At 72.1% G+C, this 18,138-nt stretch carries 15 protein-coding genes; 7 read left to right on the plus strand and 8 right to left on the minus strand.

What is annotated here, in order from left to right; translation table 11 throughout:
• The first annotated feature begins 196 nt into the window (after positions 1 to 196).
• Positions 197 to 334 carry a hypothetical protein gene (locus KHA85_RS01940; protein ID WP_165001080.1) on the plus strand — a complete coding sequence of 46 codons (138 nt, stop codon included), beginning with the start codon at positions 197 to 199 and terminating at the stop codon, positions 332 to 334.
• Between the two features lie 72 nt (positions 335 to 406).
• Here KHA85_RS01940 and KHA85_RS01945 read toward each other — a convergent pair whose 3' ends face one another.
• Together KHA85_RS01945 and KHA85_RS01950 are read right to left on the minus strand one after the other, a co-directional pair.
• Entirely contained in the window at positions 407 to 2,266 is a 1,860-nt protein-coding gene (locus KHA85_RS01945) for an NTP transferase domain-containing protein (protein WP_308936828.1), read from the minus strand.
• A complete protein-coding gene (locus KHA85_RS01950) occupies positions 2,263 to 2,850 on the minus strand; it encodes a TetR/AcrR family transcriptional regulator (RefSeq protein WP_213184604.1) in 588 nt (195 codons plus the stop codon). The genes KHA85_RS01945 and KHA85_RS01950 overlap by 4 nt, the downstream gene beginning before the upstream one ends.
• Before the next feature lie 103 nt (positions 2,851 to 2,953).
• Between KHA85_RS01950 and KHA85_RS01955 the strand changes: the two genes are divergently transcribed.
• Positions 2,954 to 4,507 carry an MFS transporter gene (locus KHA85_RS01955; protein ID WP_213184605.1) on the plus strand — a complete coding sequence of 518 codons (1,554 nt, stop codon included), beginning with the start codon at positions 2,954 to 2,956 and terminating at the stop codon, positions 4,505 to 4,507.
• A 29-nt stretch (positions 4,508 to 4,536) separates the two neighbouring features.
• Here the strand turns inward: KHA85_RS01955 and fdhD are convergent, their stop codons facing one another.
• The 4 genes from fdhD to cysK form a co-directional block, all read right to left on the minus strand.
• The gene (gene fdhD / locus KHA85_RS01960; RefSeq protein WP_213184606.1) at positions 4,537 to 5,358 is read right to left on the minus strand and encodes a formate dehydrogenase accessory sulfurtransferase FdhD; all 822 of its coding nucleotides are present in this window, start codon (positions 5,356 to 5,358) and stop codon (positions 4,537 to 4,539) included.
• Positions 5,306 to 6,649 carry a glycosyltransferase 87 family protein gene (locus KHA85_RS01965; protein WP_213184607.1) on the minus strand — a complete coding sequence of 448 codons (1,344 nt, stop codon included), beginning with the start codon at positions 6,647 to 6,649 and terminating at the stop codon, positions 5,306 to 5,308. Before KHA85_RS01965 ends, fdhD begins: the two co-directional genes overlap by 53 nt.
• Before the next feature lie 221 nt (positions 6,650 to 6,870).
• Positions 6,871 to 7,479 carry a serine O-acetyltransferase EpsC gene (gene epsC / locus KHA85_RS01970; RefSeq protein WP_207913566.1) on the minus strand — a complete coding sequence of 203 codons (609 nt, stop codon included), beginning with the start codon at positions 7,477 to 7,479 and terminating at the stop codon, positions 6,871 to 6,873.
• Positions 7,479 to 8,414 carry a cysteine synthase A gene (gene cysK, locus KHA85_RS01975; protein ID WP_213184608.1) on the minus strand — a complete coding sequence of 312 codons (936 nt, stop codon included), beginning with the start codon at positions 8,412 to 8,414 and terminating at the stop codon, positions 7,479 to 7,481. The genes epsC and cysK overlap by 1 nt, the downstream gene beginning before the upstream one ends.
• A gap of 173 nt (positions 8,415 to 8,587) precedes the next feature.
• Here cysK and KHA85_RS01980 point away from each other — a divergent pair, with 173 nt between their 5' ends.
• A complete protein-coding gene (locus KHA85_RS01980) occupies positions 8,588 to 10,396 on the plus strand; it encodes an AMP-dependent synthetase/ligase (RefSeq protein WP_213184609.1) in 1,809 nt (602 codons plus the stop codon).
• Between the two features lie 61 nt (positions 10,397 to 10,457).
• On the opposite strand, the gene KHA85_RS01985 is transcribed toward KHA85_RS01980, so the two are convergent.
• Positions 10,458 to 12,248: an AMP-dependent synthetase/ligase gene (locus KHA85_RS01985; RefSeq protein ID WP_213184610.1), complete on the minus strand. Its 1,791-nt coding sequence runs from the start codon at positions 12,246 to 12,248 to the stop codon at positions 10,458 to 10,460.
• 137 nt (positions 12,249 to 12,385) lie between these two features.
• On the opposite strand from KHA85_RS01985, the gene KHA85_RS01990 reads away from it, so the two are divergent.
• The 4 genes from KHA85_RS01990 (at position 12,386) to KHA85_RS02005 (ending at position 16,523) form a co-directional block, all read left to right on the plus strand.
• Complete coding sequence (locus KHA85_RS01990; RefSeq protein WP_165928477.1) at positions 12,386 to 13,582, plus strand: helix-turn-helix domain-containing protein; 1,197 nt, start codon at positions 12,386 to 12,388, stop codon at positions 13,580 to 13,582.
• A gap of 169 nt (positions 13,583 to 13,751) precedes the next feature.
• Entirely contained in the window at positions 13,752 to 15,275 is a 1,524-nt protein-coding gene (exaC, locus tag KHA85_RS01995) for an acetaldehyde dehydrogenase ExaC (RefSeq protein ID WP_131885742.1), read from the plus strand.
• A 16-nt stretch (positions 15,276 to 15,291) separates the two neighbouring features.
• Entirely contained in the window at positions 15,292 to 15,813 is a 522-nt protein-coding gene (locus tag KHA85_RS02000) for a DUF779 domain-containing protein (RefSeq protein ID WP_213184642.1), read from the plus strand.
• A 74-nt stretch (positions 15,814 to 15,887) separates the two neighbouring features.
• Positions 15,888 to 16,523 carry an HD domain-containing protein gene (locus KHA85_RS02005; protein WP_213184611.1) on the plus strand — a complete coding sequence of 212 codons (636 nt, stop codon included), beginning with the start codon at positions 15,888 to 15,890 and terminating at the stop codon, positions 16,521 to 16,523.
• Here the strand turns inward: KHA85_RS02005 and KHA85_RS02010 are convergent.
• The gene (locus KHA85_RS02010; RefSeq protein ID WP_213184612.1) at positions 16,474 to 18,069 is read right to left on the minus strand and encodes an FMN-binding glutamate synthase family protein; all 1,596 of its coding nucleotides are present in this window, start codon (positions 18,067 to 18,069) and stop codon (positions 16,474 to 16,476) included. The genes KHA85_RS02005 and KHA85_RS02010 overlap by 50 nt on opposite strands.
• Between the last annotated feature and the right edge of the window lie 69 nt (positions 18,070 to 18,138).

Raw genomic sequence — 18,138 nt, forward strand, 5'->3', positions numbered from 1 at the left:
CGTCCCTGGCGTCTCGCTCCCGTCCCTGTCCGCTCGATCTGCAGCCGCCCCTGAGTATGGCGTCTGGCCCGCCCCGCGGTGCGCGCGAGACGCCATCGGCAGGGGCGGCTGTGTGGGCTTCCGCAGAGCCCGCGACCGGAGGCCGGGACCACAGCACAGCGGTAGGCTGGTGCCCCGCCGATCATGGAGGTGCACGATGGGATTCCTACGCAACGCACTGCGGAGTGGAGTGGCGCTCAAGGCCGTTCAGGTGGTCAAACGCGAGGCCTCGAAGCCGGAGAACCAGCGCAAGGCCCGCGAGTTCGTCGGGAAGATGCGCAACCGGCGGCGCTGACGACAGCGCTGACCCGGCGAGATCGGCCAGCCCGCGCCCGGCCCCACGTTCCCGCCCGGCCCGCTCTCGGCGTCAGATCCAGTCGACGAGCTCCACGCGGCCGCCCGTGTCCGAGCCCGAGCCGAGGCCTGAGTAGGCACTCGCACCCGCACCCGCGTCCCCGCCTTCGGGCACCACGGCCAGGGCGGGTGCGCCCGCGAGGTCGGCGAGATGGGCGGTGCGGACGCGGTCGGCGAGCCGCCAGCCCCCGGCACCGTCGGGCCAGGCGGGCAGGATCCGCGCGCGGCCCGGATTCGCCACGTCCGCCAGCCCCGGCAGATCGGCGGTCACGGGCGTGCGCTGCCGGCCGGTGAGCGCGTCGACCAGGGCACGACCCGTGGTGGCGGCCGCACACACCGCCGCCAGCGGATTGCCGGGCAGCGCCAGCAGAACGCGCCCGTCGGGCAGTGCCGCGACGAGCTGCGAGCCGCCCGGGCGGACACGGACCCCGTCGATCACGACGCGCGCACCCACCCGCTCGAGCGCCGACCGCAGGTGATCGGCGACGCCGCGGCCCGTCGCGCCCACCAGTACGAGCACGTCCGAGCCGGCAGTAGACCCGGCAACAGACCCGCCGAGCAGATCGTCGACCGCCTCGGCCGTGTCCGGGCAGTGCCGCGGCGGGTCGACCGCCCCGAACCCCGCCCGCGCCAGGACCCCGGCGGGCCCGCTCAGCAGGGGCCCCACGGTGTCGCGGATCCGCCCCGGCGGAAGGGGGGAGGGCGTGTCCGCGGGCAGGACCTCGTCGCCCGTGGTCACCAGCGTCGCCCGCACCGGACCGCGCACGGACACCCGCTCGACCCCCGCCGACAGGGCCGCCGAGGCCAGCGCCGCGTCGAGCACCGTGCCGTCCGCGGCCAGCGCGTGCCCGGCAGGCCAGTCCTCGCCGACCGGACGCAGGTCGTCGACCCCGTCGGCGCCGGCCGACGCGGTGACGACGGTGTCGCCGGGGACCGCCGCGTCGCCGGAGCCCGGGCCGCGCACCTCGACCAACTCGTGCCGCAGCACGCGGTCGGTGCCGCGCGGGGCGAGCGCACCCGTCGCGATCCGCGCCGCCGTCCCCGCGGCCAGCGAGGCGGGAGAGCCGTCCCCGGCGCGGCGGGCGGCCCCGGTCAGCCGCCACGGCCCGGGCCCGGCCAGCGCGTAGCCGTCCATCGCGGAGACGGGGCCCCTCGGCATCGGGTCCGCCGCGACCAGTGGCGCCGCGAGAACCGCCCCCACCGCGTCGAGGGGCGCGCGCCCGACCGCCGGTAGCGGTGCCAGCCCCGCCCGCAGGACGGCCCCCACGTGCGCGAGGGCCACGGGTCCGCGTCCGGCCAGGTCGGCCCACGTGTCGACGTCCCGCGCGGGGTCGCCGACGGGGACGCGGACCACCACCTCCTCGTCGTCGTCGTACAGGGCCCGGACGGCGCGCCCGCCCACGCCGCCGGAGGCCTCCAGGGCGGCCAGGCGCGCGGCGAGGGCTCGGCGGTCCCACGCGGCCAGGAGGTACTGGTCGTGCCCCGCGGCGTCCACGGCGAGGGCGACGCGCGGGGCGGTGACCTCGCCCGCGCCGGTGGTCGATGCGGCGGGGCGGCGCAGCGCGGCGACGAGGGCGCGGAGGGTGGCCGCGTCGAGGTCGGGGAGGTCACAGGCGACGACGACGACGAGCTCCACCGCCCCCGGCAGTCCCGCCAGCCCCGCGGCGATCGCGGCGACCGGCCCGGAGTGGGGCGGATCCTCGCGGGTGTCGCCACCGGGGCCCACGGTGACGACGGGGCCCGCCACGGCCCGGGCGGCGCCGACGACACTCTCGATCATCGGCCGCCCCGCCACCGTGACCCGGGCCTTGTCCACGCCGCCGAGGCGGCTCGCGCGCCCGCCGGCCAGCACGATCGCTCCGACGGCGGTCACGTCCGGTCCGCCAGTCGGCCGCGGAGGAAGTCGTCGACCAGCCGCTCGACATCGTCCGGGGTGAACGCGCGCAGGCCGATCATCCGCGCCAGCACCACCGGCCCGGCGAGCTGCGCCACCGCGAGGTCGCGGTCGCCGGGGACGAGGGTGCCGTCGGCCTCCGCGGAGGAGAGCACCGCGTGCAGCGGCGCCGTGTAGGAGTCCACGACCCCGCGGCGGAGCTGGCCGACCTCGTCGTCCTCCGAGGCGCCGCGGCCCATCGCCAACCACCCCAGCATCGACTGCTGCAGGGGCGCGTCCTGGATGAGGCGGGTCATCGACGCGCACAGGTGCAGCAGCTGGTCGCGCAGCGGGGCCTCCGCCGGCGGCGGCTCCGGGGCGGGCAGCAGTCGGCGGAACGCGGCCGCGATGAGCGAGTCCGTCGACGGGAAGTTGCGGTACAGCGTGGTCCGCGCGACCCCCGACAGCCGGGTGACCGCCTCCACCGTCACCGCAGCCGCGCCGCCCGAGACGAGGAGGTCCGCCGCGGCGTCGAGGAGCTTGCCCCGGGATCGGGCACGGCGGGGGTCGGTCGGCGTGGGCATGACCCCCATTGTGGCCCCCCGTGCCGGGAGGGTCGTACGTTACGGTGGCGGGGACGAACGATACCGCCGGTATTGTTTCCCGTACCGCTCCCCGGGAGGCTCGGTGCTGGAACTGTCCACCGGACGACGCCGCTGGCTGTTGTTCGTCAACGTCGTCGCGGTCTCGCTGGTCGTGGCCACCATGTCCGCGCTGTACACGTCGCTGCCCGACATCGCCGCGGCCATCGGCGCCACCCAGGCCGAGCTCACGTGGATCGTCGACGCCTACACGCTCGCGCTGGCCGCGCTCGTGCTCACCGCCGGTGCGCTGGGCGACCGCTTCGGCCGCCGCGCCACCCTCATCGTGGGGCTGATCCTGTTCACCCTGTCCTCCGCGCTGCCGCAGTGGCTCGACTCGCCGCTCTGGCTCATCATCCTGCGCGCGGTCGCCGGCGTGGGCGCCGCGTTCGTCATGCCGTCGACGCTCTCGCTGCTCACCGCGAGCTTCCCGCCCGAACGCCGCGGGACCGCCGTCGGCACCTGGGCGGGCTTCGCCGGCATCGGTGGGATCGTCGGACTGATCGGCTCCGGGCTCATGCTGCAGGTGTGGTCCTGGAAGTCGATCTTCCTCGTCTACTCGGTGATCGGCCTGGTCGTGTTGGTCGCGGCGTTCACGATCGGCGAATCCGTCGCGTCCCGGCGTGGTCGGCCGGACGTCGCCGGCGCCGTGTTCTCCGCACTGGCCGTCGGAGGGGTGGTGTTCGGGCTCATCGAGGGGGCGCACACCAGCTTCTCGGCGGCCCCCGTCGTCGTCGCTCTCATCACCTCCGCCGTGAGCCTGGCCGCCTTCGTGCTGGTCGAACTCCGCGCAGACGACCCGATCCTCGACGTGCGCTACTTCCGGCGCCGCGGTTTCTCGGCCGGCTCGGTGTCGGTGGGGATGCAGTTCCTCACGATCTTCGGGTTCTTCCTGCTCATCGTGCAGTACCTGCAGCTGGTCAAGGGCTACGACGCGATCGGGGCGTCACTGTCGCTGGCGCCGATGGTCGTGCCCGTCATGGTGTTCTCCCTGCTCTCGCCCCGGCTCACCGCGGTGGTCGGACTGCGGGCGGTGTCCGTGGTGGGCGTGGGCGCGATCGCCGCCGGGATGGTCTTCCTCTCCCGGCTGGGCGTCGACTCGAGCTACTGGGACACCCTGTGGCCGATGGTCATCGCCAGTGTCGGCCTGGGCCTGTCCACCGCGCCCGCGACGTCCGCGATCGTCTCGGACATCCCCGTCGACGAGCAGGGCGTGGCCGCCGCGGTCAACGACGCGATGCGCGAGGTCGGCGCCGCGATCGGCATCGCGATCTCCGGCAGCATCCTCGCCGGCCGGTACGCCGCCGACATCGGCGCCGTCCTGCCGGGCGTCCCCGGGCCCGCCCGTGAGGCGGTGGCCGGATCGTTCGCCGGCGCGGTGGAGTTCGGCGAGGTCGCCGGTCCCGCGGCGCAGCCGATCGTCGACGCCGCGGCCGAGATCTTCGCCTCCGGCATCGCCGACGCCCTGCTCGCGCTGGGGCTCGTCGCCGCGGGCGCCCCTCTGGTCCTGCTGGTCGTCGCACCCGGCCGCGGGTACGTGCCGTACGGCGAGCGTGCCGAGGCCGCCGCCGAGCCGCGACGCCCGGTGGGTCAGGTGTAGTTGGCACCGGAGGCCTGCGGGCGGCGCGCTCAGTCCCGTATGCGCTCGGGATGGGCGTATACCGTCGCCCGGTCGCCCCGGCTGAACCCGACGAGGGTCACGCCGGCCTCTTCCGCCAGGTCCACGGCGAGCGACGACGGGGCGCTCACCGCCGACATCACGGGGATCCCGGCCATGGACGCCTTCTGCACGAGCTCGAACGACGCCCGGCCCGACACCTGCAGGATGGTTCCCCGCAGCGGCAGTCGCCCCTCGCGCAGAGCCCAGCCCACGACCTTGTCCACGGCGTTGTGCCTGCCCACGTCCTCGCGCAGGCACAACAGCTCGCCGGCGGCGGAGAAGAGCCCCGCCGCGTGGACGCCACCCGTCTTACCGAACAGGCGTTGGTGGTCGAGGAGCCGCTCGGGCAGCGCCAGCAGCACCTCGGCGTCGACGAGGGGTTCCACCGGCTCGGCCGGGAAGTGGGTCGAGCGCCGCACCTCGTCGATCGAGTCCATGCCGCACACCCCGCAGGCGCTGCTCATCGTGGTGGCCCGCGCGGACCGGGGTGCCGGGATGTCCGGCGAGAGGGTCACCGTGAGGGTGTTGTAGTCCTGTTCGGCCCGACCGCTGACGGTGGTGCAGTAGCAGATCTCGGGCAGATGATCGCGGTGCCAGACCGCCCCCTCGGAGACCAGGTGCCCGGCGGCGAGATCCATGTCGTCGCCCGGGGTGCGCATCGTGACGACGAACGGCTGGCCGCCGACCCGGATCTCGAGCGGCTCCTCGACGGCGAGGGTCGTCACCTCCCGCCGTGCGTCACCCCCGGCCAGAACCCGCTGCGCCCGGTGACGAGTCGTCCGTCGTCCCATATCCGCGCAGCCTAGCGCCGTCCGAGCGTGAGCGTCGGACCAGCACCGCCGCCAGCACCACCGTGACCAGCCAGAGCAGCGGGTAGATGTTCGTGATCACCCCGAAGACCACCGGGGGGATGTCGCCCCCGAGCATGAACAACCCGATCGCCACCCACCGGTCGTCGGGGAAGTCGGGGTTGGGGAAGCTCTGCACCCAGGCGGCCGTGGCGGCCCAGAGCAGCGGCGGCAGGAGCCAGAGATACCAGCGACGGCCGACGATCGCGTGGTGCACCGCGATGACCAGCAGCGGCACGAACCAGACCCAGTGGTGGCCCCACGAGAACGGCGACACCACCGACATCGTCATCCCGGACAGCGTCAACGCAAGGAGTTGGTGGCCGGCCCGGTGCAGCAGGGCCGCCATCGCTAGCCCGACCACCGCGGCCACCGCCGCCAATGCCAGCCAGGCGGCGGTGGGAGCGGCGTCGACGCCGAGGACCCGGGCGAGGACCCCGCGTAGCGACTGGTTGGACACCACCGAGTCCTGGGCGATGCGGCCCGACTCGAAGACCGTGCCCGACCAGTAGCGGGCGGCGTCCGAGGGGATCGCGAGGAAGCCGACCGCCACCGTCGCGAGGAAGGTGGCCACGGAGACCAGGGCGAGGCGCCACCGCCCGGTGACGACCCAGTGCGCCCAGAAGAACGCGGGCGTCAGTTTGATCCCCGCCGCGAGTCCGCTGCCGATGCCGGCGATGTGGCGCCACCGGGAGAAGCGGTGGTCAGTGCCGATCCGGGACAGGAGATGGTCGGCGAGGACGAGCGCCAGCAGGATGATGTTGATCTGGCCCAGCCAGACGGTGGTGCGCACCGGCTCGAGCGACAGGCTGATCAGGGCCAGGCACAGGGACACCTGCCGGGTGACGGTGTCGGGGGCGTAGTCGAGCGCGCGGAACGACATCCGGATGACCAGGTACAACAGCCCCAGGGTGAGGGCCGTCCAGCCGGCCATCATGAGCGGTTCGGAGAGCAGCGGCAGCGGCTGGAAGAGCAACGCGGAGAACGGCGGGTAGGTGAACGGCATCTCCGCGAAGAAGCGGGCGTTGGGTCCCCAGAGCAGGCCCTCGTAGAGAGGCGTGCCGGACCGGACGGCCTCGGCACCCCACCGGTAGACGTGGGCGTCCAGGAAGCTCTGGGTGATCCCCCACCACGGGGTCCGCTCGTCGGGTGCGCGCAGGACCATGACCACCGACGCCAGCGCCAGCAGGGCCAGTGGTCCGCGCAGCCAGTAGGTGGTGGGAAGCACTCGCACAGTGGCAGAGCCTAGCCCTCGTCGGCGCGGGGGGGGGGGAGTCCGTCACTCCGCCACCGCCCCGAGATGGGCGCGGCCGACGCGTCGGTCGTCCCGAACTCGACGAGAAGGCAGTTCCGCACGCATCCACTCGGGCGATGTGTGCGGAACTGTCTTCTCGACGGCACGGCGGGGCCGGCGCGGCGAGGTCGGCAGGGCGTGGGCGCCGCCGGGCGGCCCGGCTAGATGTAGATGGCCGGGTCGATGTAGAACTGCGCGTCGCGCAGCTCCTCCTTGGTCGACTTGGACGGGCGGGCCTCACCGGGGACGCCTACGACGATCGAGTTCGCGGGGGCGCTCTTGACGACGACGGCGTTGGCGCCCACCGACGAGTCGTCCCCGATCTCCACGGGTCCGAGGATCTTGGCCCCGGCACCCACGGTCACGCGATCCCCGAGCGTCGGATGCCGCTTGACCTGCTTGAGCGAGACGCCGCCGAGAGTGACGCCGTGGTAGATCATGCAGTCGTCGCCGATCTCGGCGGTCTCGCCGATGACGACGCCCATCCCGTGGTCGATGAAGAACCGCCGACCGATGGTGGCGCCGGGGTGGATCTCGATCCCCGTGAGGAACCGGGCGAACTGGGACAGTACGCGCCCGGCGGTCCGGCCGGCGCCGCCGGCGTTCCATAGCCGGTGCGAGAGCCGGTGGAACCAGATGGCGTGGAGGCCGGAGTAGACGACGGCGTTCTCGACGTCGCCCCGGGCGGCGGGGTCATGGGCGCGCGCCGCGGCGAGGTCCTCGCGCAGCGTGCGCCAGAACCCCACCGGGCGATCGGACGTCGGCGTCATCAGTCGCGGTAGTCCTCGAACAGCATCGTGGAGACGTAGCGCTCACCGTAGTCGCACACGATGACGACGATGGTCTTGCCGGCGTTCTCGGGGCGCTTGGCGATCTCGAGGGCGGCCCACACGTTGGCGCCGGAGGAGATGCCCGCGAGGATGCCCTCCTCCTTGCCGAGCCGCTTGGCGATCTCCAGCGAGTCCTCGAGGGTCACGTCGATGACCTCGTCGTAGATCTCGCGGTCGAGGATCTCGGGCACGAAGTTGGCGCCCAGGCCCTGGATCTTGTGCGGTCCGGCCTTGCCCTCGGTCAGCAGCGGCGAGTCCTTGGGCTCGACGGCGACGATGTGCAGGTCCGACTTCTGCGAGCGCAGGTAGTTGCCCGCGCCGGAGATGGTGCCGCCGGTGCCGATGCCGGCCACGAACACGTCGATGTCGCCGTCCGTGTCCTCCCAGATTTCGGCGCCGGTGGTGCGGCGGTGGACGTCCACGTTGGCGGGATTGGCGAACTGGCGCGCCAGGACGGCGTTCTCACGCGTCGCGGCGATCTCCTCGGCCTTGGCCACCGCACCCTTCATGCCCTCGGAGCCCGGCGTGAGGATGAGCTCGGCACCGTAGGCGCGCATCACGGCGCGGCGCTCGACCGACATGGTGTCGGGCATGACGATGACGGCCTTGAAACCGCGGGCCGCCGCGACCATGGACAGCGCGATACCGGTGTTGCCGGACGTGCCCTCGACGATCGTGCCACCGGGCTTGAGGCCGCCCGACGCCACCGCGTCGTCGATGATCGCCGCGCCGATGCGGTCCTTCACGCTCGCGGCCGGGTTGGCGGACTCGAGCTTGGCCAGGACGGTGGCCTGCAGTCCCTCGGTCAGGGAGTTGAGACGGACCAGCGGGGTCTTGCCGATGGTCTCAGAGATGTCGGAGTAGATCTGCGCCATGGTGTGTTCCGTTCTGAAGAATGAACAGGTCTGTCTATTCGCGAGTGTACGCGATAGGTCGAGATGGCACGAGGGTGTGGCCAGGGAATGGTCCCCTGATTGCCACGAGCGCCCGTCGGGCCGATAATCGACTGCGCTCCATTTTCATCGTCGCCCGAAAGGCCGCCTCCGGCATGCGCGAGATCACCGTCCCCGCCCAGCGAAACTTCATACGTTCCGACCTGATCCCGGTGGTGGCGCGAGGGCGCGCCGCCACGGCGCCGCGGGCGGTCCCGTTCGACCATCACGTCGACGGCCGGTGGCGATCCGTCTCCAACGCCGAACTCGTCGAGCGCGTGGACAGGATCGCGGCCGGACTCATCGCGGCCGGCGTCGAGCCCGGGGACAGGGTCGCGCTCATGGCCGGAACCCGCCTCGAATGGGTGCTGGTCGATCTCGCCGTCTGGACCGCCGGAGCCATCACCGTGCCGATCTACCCGTCATCCTCGGCGGGGCAACTCGAATGGATTCTCGCCGACTCCGCGGCGAAGGTTCTCGTGGCCGAGAACGATGAACACGTCGTCGTCGTCGGAGACACGACCGTCCCCGACACCTGCACCCGGATCCTCTACCTGGACGACGGCGGGCTCGAGGCCCTCGAGGCCGACGGCGAGTCCGTCGAGGCCGAGACCCTGGACGCCGCGGTGGCCACTCTTGAGCTCGACACCCCCGCCTCGATCATCTACACCTCCGGCACCACCGGACGGCCCAAAGGTTGCGTGATCACCCACCGCAACCTCCTGTCGGAGTGTCACGCGCTGCTCGACCACCCCATCGGGTCGATGGCGCAGCAGGGCAAGAAGGTCCTGATGTTCCTGCCACTGGCCCACGTGCTCGCCCGCGCCGTGACCTACACGGTCTACCTCGGTGACGCGACCGTCGACTTCTGGGACGACACCTCCACCATCCTCCCGCGCTTCGCCGATTTCCGGCCGCACATGATTCTCGGGGTCCCCCGCGTCTTCGAGAAGGTGCGCGACGGGATCGCCACGAAGGCCGCCGCCAAGGGCGCGGTTCAGAGGCGGATCTTCGAGCGCGCCGAAGCGGTCGCCATCGAGGATAGCCGTCTGCGCGGCAACGACGGACTGGACGACGCGCGCCGGCCCTCGCTCCTGCACGCCGCCCGGTACAAGGCTCTCGACCTGCTCGTGTACAGGGCCATCCGCGCGGCGCTCGGCGGTCGCTGTGAGTACGCCATCTCCGGCGGAGGCGCCCTGCCTGACCGCATCTCGCACTTCTTCCGCGGAGCCGGCGTGCCCGTCTACGAGGGCTACGGGCTCACCGAGAGCACCGCCGCCGCGACCGTGAACGGCCCCGGTTGCCAGCGCATCGGCACCGTCGGGCGACCCGTGGCCGGGACGAGCGTCCGGATCGCCGACAGTGGTGAGGTGGAACTGGCCGGCGAGCTGATCTTCGACCGCTACTGGAACAACGAGGAGGCCACCGCCGAGGCCGTCCGCGACGGCTGGTTCGCCACCGGTGACCTCGGCTCGCTCGACCCGGACGGTTACCTGACGATCACCGGTCGCGCCAAGGAGATCATCGTCACCGCCGGCGGTAAGAACGTCTCGCCGGGGCAGATCGAGGACGCGATCCGGGCGCATCGGCTCGTCGGCCACGCGGTCCTCATCGGTGAGGCCCGCAAGTTCGTCTCCGCGCTGATCACGGTGGATGAGGACGAGCTCAAGAACTGGGCGGAAGAGAACGATCACGGCGGCCGGCCGGCCGAGGACCTGGTCACCGACCCCGCGCTGCGCGCCGAGATCCAGGCCGCCGTGGACGATGCCAATCGGCAGGTCTCGCACGCCGAGGGCGTCAAGAAGTTCGTCGTACTGCCCCGCGACTTCACCGAGGACTCGGGCGAGTTGACGGCGACCCTCAAGGTCAAGCGGCACGTGGTCGAGCAGCACTACGCCGAGCAGATCGAGGGCATGTACGCCTGATCGGGCGGATGTGGGAGCGCCCGGAACCCGTCCGGGCCCGGGCGCTCCCACGATCGGCGGATCAGGCGTCGGTGTACAGCGACTCGATCTCGCTGCCGAACCGGTCGTGCACGACGTTGCGCTTGAGCTTGAGGGTGGGAGTGAGTTCGCCGGACTCGACGGAGAACTCGGCCGCGAGGATCTTGAACTTGCGGATGGATTCCGCGCGGGAGACCGACTTGTTGGCCCGGTCCACCGCGTCCTGGACCGCGCCGACCAGGTCGCCGTCCTGCAGCAGGTCCGAGACCTCGCCGGTCTTGCCGTGCCTGTCCCGCCACGCGGGGAACGTCTCCGGGTCGATCGTGACGAGCGCCGCGATGTAGCTGCGGTTGTCGCCCACCACGACGGCCTGGCTGATCAGCGGGTCGGAGGTGAGCAGGTCCTCGAGCTGTGACGGCGAGACGTTCTTCCCGCCGGCGGTGACGATGAGGTCCTTCTTGCGACCCGTGATGGACAGGTAGCCGTCGGAGTCGAGTTCGCCGATGTCACCGGTGTGGTACCACTCGCCGGTCCACGCGGCCTCGCTCGCCTCCGGGTTTCGCCAGTAGCCCTTGAACAGTGTCTTGGCCTTGGCCAGGACCTCGCCGTCCTCGGCGATGCGGATTGTGACGCCCGGGATCGGCGTGCCGACGGTGCCGATCTTGGCCCGGTTGGTCGGGTTGACGGTGAGCACGCCCGAGGATTCGGTCAGGCCGTAGCCCTCGAGCAGGTCGAACCCGGCGCCGCGGAAGAAGTGGCCCAGGCGGGCGCCCAGCGGCCCACCGCCCGAGATGATGCGGTCGCATTCGCCGCCCAGTGCGTCGTGCAGCTTCGAGTAGACGAGCTTCGAGTAGAGCTTCTGCTTGACCTTCAGCGCGGCCGACGGCCGACCGCCGTTCTCGAGGGCCTTGGAGTAGTCGATGGCCGTCTGGACGGCGGCCTTGAAGATCTTGGCCTTGGCGCCGCCGGCGTTCTCGGCCTTTGCCGCGGCGGAGTTGTAGACCTTCTCCAGCACGCGCGGCACCGACACCAGGAAGGTGGGGTGGATCTCGCCGAGGCGCTCGATGACCTTGGTGGTGTCGGGCTCGTGGGCCACGGCCACGCGCTTGTAGAAGCAGGACACCTCCAGGATGCGGGCGAGGACGTGGGCCAGGGGCAGGAAGATGAGGGTGCGGCTGTTGGGGACGAACGCGTCCTGGAGTTGCTCCTCGACCGACACGACGACGCCGCCGAACCCGCCGTGCGCGATCTCGCAGCCCTTGGGGTTGCCGGTGGTGCCGGAGGTGTAGACGATCGCGCAGGGGTCCTCGTGGCCCGCGGCGAGCGAGGCCTTCTCGAGATCCTCGTCCGAGACGCCGGCGCCCGCCTCGGTGAGCTGGGCGACGAGGTCGCCCTCGATCACCAGGATGTCGCCGGACCAGTCGGTGCCGCCGGTCAGCACCTCGCGCAGCTCGAGGTTCTCGACGACCGCGACGGTCGCCCCGGAGTCGGTGAGGATCCAGTCGCACTGCGCGGACGAGGACGTCTCGTAGATCGGCACGGTGACCGCGCCGGCGGCCCAGGCCGCCCAGGCGATGAGCGACCACTCGTAGCGGGTGTGGCTCATGATCGCCAGTCGGTCGCCGGGCTTCACGCCCCGGGCGATGAGGCCCTTGGCCACGCCCTTGACCTCCTCCAGGTACTGGGCGCAGGTGACCTCCTTCCAGTCGCCGCCGACGAGGCGCAGCACGGCGACGTCGTTCGGCGCCTCCTGTGCGTTCTTGAACACGAGTCTCGACAGGTTCTCGACGGGGAAGGGTTTGGCGGCTGGCGGGGTGGCGAACTCGGTCGTCATCTCGGTCCTTAGGTCATGTGTGGCTTGCATCACTGACGATTGTAGAGGGGTCGGCCGCATCCCGTGGCTAGCGCCGCTTATTCGGATTCGCTTATGAGGCTGCCGTCATGTTTTGTGATTCCCGTTACACTGATGACATGTCGGCGGGGAGGCCAGCCGTGGCCAGCGCGATCGTCGCGCAGTCGTGGGAGCGCAGCAGGCGACGGGGGATCGACCCGGATCGGGCGGATCCGCCGGTCGACCTGCAGGGCCCCGCCCTGTCCGAGCACCTGGCCGCGCACCGGATGGCGGCGGTGCTGCCCATGGTCGAGAAGGTCCTGGTGTCCGGGGTCGTGACCAGCGGGCACCTCGTGGCGGTGGCCGACGCCGACGGCCGGCTCCTGTGGCTGTACGGGGACCGCGGGGTGAGGTCCCGGGCGGAGCGGATGGCGTTCGTGCCGGGGGCGCTGTGGAGCGACGACGCGGTGGGGGCGAACGCGCCGGGCCTCGCGCTGCGGCACGACGTCCCGGTGCGGGTGCGCGGCGCGGAGCACTTCCTCGCGCCCGCCCACTCGTGGAGCTGCTCGGCTGCGCCGGTCCATGACCCCGTGACAGGGCGGGTGGTCGGCGGTATCGACGTGACCGGCCACGACTCCGCGGCCTCCGACGAGATGCTCGCCCTGGTCAGGGCCACTGCGTTGCTCGCCGAGGCCGAGCTGCGGTCGACCCCGGCCGGCGTGCTCGTGCCCGGGACGGCGGGGGCGGCGGAGGCGACGGCGACCGGGCCGCGCCTCCTCGAGGTCCTCGGAACCGCCCGCCCGGGGCTCTCCGGCCACGGCCCGCTCACCGGCCGGCACGCCGAGATCCTCGTCCTGCTCGCCGCCCACCCCGGCGGCCTGTCCGGAGGGGCGCTCGCCGAGCTCCTCGCCGAGGGCCGGCTCGGCGACGTCAGCGTCCGCGCCGAGATGTCGAGGCTGCGCCGCGTCCTGGGGCCCGAGGTCATCGGCTCCCGGCCGTACCGGCTGGCGCCCGGGGCCGTGGAGACCGATGCCGACCGGGTGGTCGCCCTGCTCGACACCGACGTGGACGCCGCCGTGGCGGCCTACCCCGGCCCGCTCCTGCCGACCTCCGACGCGCCGGGCGTCGCCGACCTGCGGGAAGAGCTGCACGCCCGGGTCCGCGCCGCCGCGCTGGGCGCGGGATCGGTGCGGGCCCTGCGCGCCTGGACCGCCGGCCCCGGTCGCGAGGACCCCGACGCCTGGCGGGCCCTGGGGTCGCTGCCCGACCTCTCCCCGGCGGCGAGGTCCTCGGCCCGCTCCGTGCACCGGGTGTTGGACGACCGCCTGGGGGCCTGAGCGCCTCGTCGTCGTCGCCCCGGTTCCTCCCACGCCGCCCGTGGCCGCCCCTGGCCGCCCTCGCCGCTCCGCGCGGCGTGCAACGTCCGTGCAACCCTCCCGCGATTAGTGTCCTGCATCACAGTCGCCGGCCGTCGGGGCCGGCGCGCGCAGACGAGAGGTGCCCGACATGACCGTCTACTCCCAGCCAGGTTCCGCCGACGCGGTGATGTCCTACGAGAGCCGCTACGAGCACTACATCGGCGGCGAGTGGAAGGCTCCGGCCAAGGGCGAGTACTTCGAGAACGTCACCCCCATCACCGGCCAGGTGTTCTGCGAGGTGGGCCGCGGGACCGCCGAGGACATCGAGGCCGCGCTCGACGCCGCGTGGGCCGCCGCGCCCGCGTGGAACGCCACCTCCGCCGCCGAGCGCTCGCTCGTGCTGCTGCGGATCGCGGACCGGATGGAGGAGAACCTCGAGAAGCTGGCGCTGGCCGAGAGCTGGGACAACGGCAAGGCGATCCGCGAGACCCTCAACGCGGACATCCCGCTGGCGATCGACCACTTCCGCTACTTCGCCGGTGCCATCCGCGCCCAGGAGGGCGGGATCTCGCAGATCGACTCCGACACCGTGGCCTACCACTTCCACGAGCCGCTCGGCGTGGTCGGGCAGATCATCCCGTGGAACTTCCCGATCCTCATGGCGGTGTGGAAGCTCGCGCCCGCGCTGGCCGCCGGCAACTGCGTGGTCCTCAAGCCCGCCGAGCAGACCCCCGCCTCGATCCTCTACCTCATGTCGCTCATCGGGGACCTGCTGCCGGCGGGCGTGGTCAACGTCGTCAACGGCTTCGGCACCGAGGCCGGCAAGCCGCTCGCCTCCAACCCGCGCATCCGCAAGGTCGCGTTCACCGGCGAGACCACCACGGGCCGGCTGATCATGCAGTACGCCTCGGAGAACCTCATCCCCGTGACCCTCGAGCTGGGCGGCAAGAGCCCCAACATCTTCTTCGAAGACGTCATGGACGCGGACGACGACTTCCGGCAGGCCGCCCTCGAGGGCTTCACGATGTTCGGCCTCAACCAGGGCGAGGTGTGCACGTGCCCCTCGCGCGCGCTCGTCCAGAAGTCGATCTTCGACGAGTTCACCGAGCTGGCGATCGAGCGCACCAACCGCATCAAGACCGGCAACCCGCTGGACACCGACACGATGATCGGCGCGCAGGCCTCCACCGACCAGCTGGAGAAGATCCTGTCCTACATCGACATCGGCAAGCAGGAGGGCGCGGACGTGCTCACCGGCGGCGGGCGCGCCGAACTCGACGGCGACCTGGCCGGCGGCTTCTACGTGCAGCCCACCGTGTTCCGCGGCCACAACAAGATGCGGCTGTTCCAGGAGGAGATCTTCGGGCCCGTGCTCTCCCTGAGCTCGTTCACCGACTTCGACGACGCCATGATGATCGCCAACGACACCCTCTACGGCCTCGGCGCGGGCGTGTGGTCGCGCAACGGCACCACCGCCTACCGCGCCGGCCGCACCATCCAGGCCGGCCGCGTGTGGACCAACACCTACCACCAGTACCCGGCGCACGCGGCGTTCGGCGGCTACAAGCAGTCCGGCATCGGCCGCGAGAACCACCTCATGATGCTCGACCACTACCAGCAGACCAAGTGCCTGCTCGTGAGCTACTCGGGCAAGCCGCAGGGCTTCTTCTGAGCCGGGCGTGAGCAGCATGGACGACGTGTGTGGGCTGCCCTCGGGTGGGAGCGTGCGGATCGCCGCGCGCGCCGCGGCGCCCGAGGGTGCGCCCGACGACCTGCCGCCGCGCGTGGTGGCGACCGAGCCGGCCGTCGAGCTCCTCCGCGAGCTCGTCGGCCCGCACGGGCCGGTGATGTTCCACCAGTCCGGCGGGTGCTGCGACGGGTCCGCGCCCATGTGCTACCCGGACGGGGAGTTCCGGGTCGGTCAGCGCGACGTGTTGGTGGGGGAACTGGACCTGGGTGACGACGACGAGGCGCGCGCCCCCGGGGCGTCGGTCGGTCTCCGGGTACGCGTGTGGATCTCGGGCTCACAGTTCGAGACCTGGAAGCACACGCAACTGGTGGTGGACGCCGTCCCGGGCAGGGGCTCGGGGTTCAGTCTCGAGAACCCGACCGGGAAGCGGTTCCTGTCGCGGGCCCGCACGTTCGACGAGCGCGAGCTCGCCGCCCTCGAGGAGTTCCCGCCGCCGACGGGCGCGGACCTGGACGTGTAGGGGTGGGGCGGCGTCCGGGGCCGGGACCGGCCGATCCGGTCTGCCCGGAGCGGGCACGGCGGTAGAGTCCGACCATGGACACGGACCGCACGGCCTCCGCTGACCCCCTCGACGCCACCGTCGAGTTCCTCACCCCCGAGCTGCGTGCTGACCTGCTCGAACGCTGGAACGAGCCGCAGCGGCGGTACCACAACGAGACGCACCTGCGGGCCGTCCTGCGGGCGATCGACGCGCTCGAGGCCGACGGGGAGTCGTTCGACGACACCGAGGTCCGCCTGGCCGCGTGGCTACACGCCGCGGTGTTCGATCCCACCGGCTCGGAGAACACCGAGAAGTCCGCGGCGTTGGCCGAGCGCGTGCTCGACTCCGCCGCTCCGGCCGCCGAGGTCGCGCGGCTGGTCCGGCTCATGGGCGGGCACCGCGTCGAGCCGGGGGACCTCAACGGTGCGGTCCTCTCCGACGCCGACCTCGCCGTGCTCGGCGCCGACCCCGACACGTATGACACCTACGCCCGCGACGTCCGCCACGAGTACGCCCACGTGCCGGGCGAGCGGTTCGTGGCCGGGCGGATCGGCGCGTTGGAGGGGTTGCTCGAGCGGCGCTCGGTGTTCCTCACGCGGGCGGGCCGCGATCTGTGGGAGAAGCAGGCCCACGCCAACCTCAACCGCGAGCTGGGGCTCCTGCGCGCGGGGGGATTCCCGGCGGCGTGACCGCGGCCGTGTACTCCGCGACGCCGGAGGCGACCATGAACTCGGTGATGGCGCGGGCGTCGTCCTCGCCCGGCAGCCCCCAGCCGTCCCGGTACCCGTAGATGTCGGCCAGCGTGTGCGCGTCCCGGGTCCCGCGGGCGAGCTCGACGTCGGTCGGCCCGATGAGACCGGGATGCGGGACCCCGACCGCGCCGGCGACCTTGACGAGCTCGCGGCGCAGTGACCGGATGTAGTTCGAGCACCGCACCGCCATCGCCGTGGGATCGACACCGCGGACGAGCCAGGGGTTCTGGGTGGCGACCCCCGTGGGGCATCCCCCGGTGTGACACTTCTGCGCCTGGATGCAGCCCACCGACAGCATCGGCTCGCGGGCCACGTTGATCATGTCGACCCCCAGCGCCAGCGCGACCACCGCGTTCTCCGGGATGCCGAGCTTGCCGGAGCCGATGAACATCACGTCGTCGGTCAGCCCGGCCTCGGCGAAGACCGAGTAGACGCGCGGGAAGCCCAGGCGGAAGGGCAGGGACACGGCGTCGGTGAACACGAGCGGGCCCGCTCCGGTGCCGCCCTCTCCGCCGTCGATCGTGATGAAGTCGACGCCCCGGTCGCGCGGGACCATCGCGGTGGCGAGATCCTCCCAGAAGCTCATGTCGCCGACCGCCGACTTGATGCCGACGGGCAGTCCGGTGCGGTCCGCGATCTCCTCGACCAGGTCCAGCATCGAGTCGACGTCGTGGAACGCGGTGTGGCGGGAGGGGCTCGCGCAGTCCTCACCCATCGGGATGCCGCGGATCGCGGCGACCTCCTCGGTGATCTTGGCCGCCGGCAGGAGCCCGCCGAGCCCCGGCTTGGCGCCCTGGCTGAGCTTGATCTCGATGGCCCGGATCGGGTGCTTCTCGGTGAGGGCCACCAGCTTGTCGATGTCGAAGCGGCCGTCGTCGTCCCGGACACCGAAGTACGCGGTGCCGATCTGGAAGACCAGGTCCGCGCCGTTCTGGTGGTACGGGCTCAGCCCACCCTCGCCGGTGTTGTGCAGGGCCCCGGACAGGGCGGCGCCTCGGTTGAGCGCCTCCACAGCCGGGGCGGAGAGCGCACCGTAGCTCATCGCCGAGATGCTGACCAGCGACTCCGGTCGGTACGCGCGGGCGCGGCCCCGGGCCGCGCCGAGCACCTTGGCGGGCGGGAGGGGGAGCTGCTGCCCGGCGTGCGGGCGGGCGGAGAGCGTGACGTCGCTGAAGGTGCGCTGCTTGACGATCGGGTAGCCCTCGAGGAACTCGATGTCGTTGTCCGTGCCGAAACCGAACGTGGTCGCCCGGGTCTCGGCGGACTCGTACACCCAGTCGCGTTGGTCGCGCGTGAACGGGCGTTCCTCGTCGTTGCCCGCGACGATGTACTGCCGCAGCTCGGGGCCGATGGCGGTCAGTGCCATCCGGGCGTGGCCGAGGACGGGGAAGGTCCGCAGGATCGGGTAGCGGGTCTGTCGCATATCTGTGGCCGCGACGGCCGCGAGCGCGGCCAGCGGCGCGCCGAGGAGCCATTTGCGCATGTCGACCTCCAAGGGGGCGGGGGCTGTGGGGTGTGGTCGGGAGCTGCCCCCATCATGCCTACCGGGCGC

It is taken from the genome of Dietzia massiliensis (assembly GCF_018390595.1).
In the GTDB taxonomy this organism is placed as follows: domain Bacteria; phylum Actinomycetota; class Actinomycetes; order Mycobacteriales; family Mycobacteriaceae; genus Dietzia; species Dietzia massiliensis.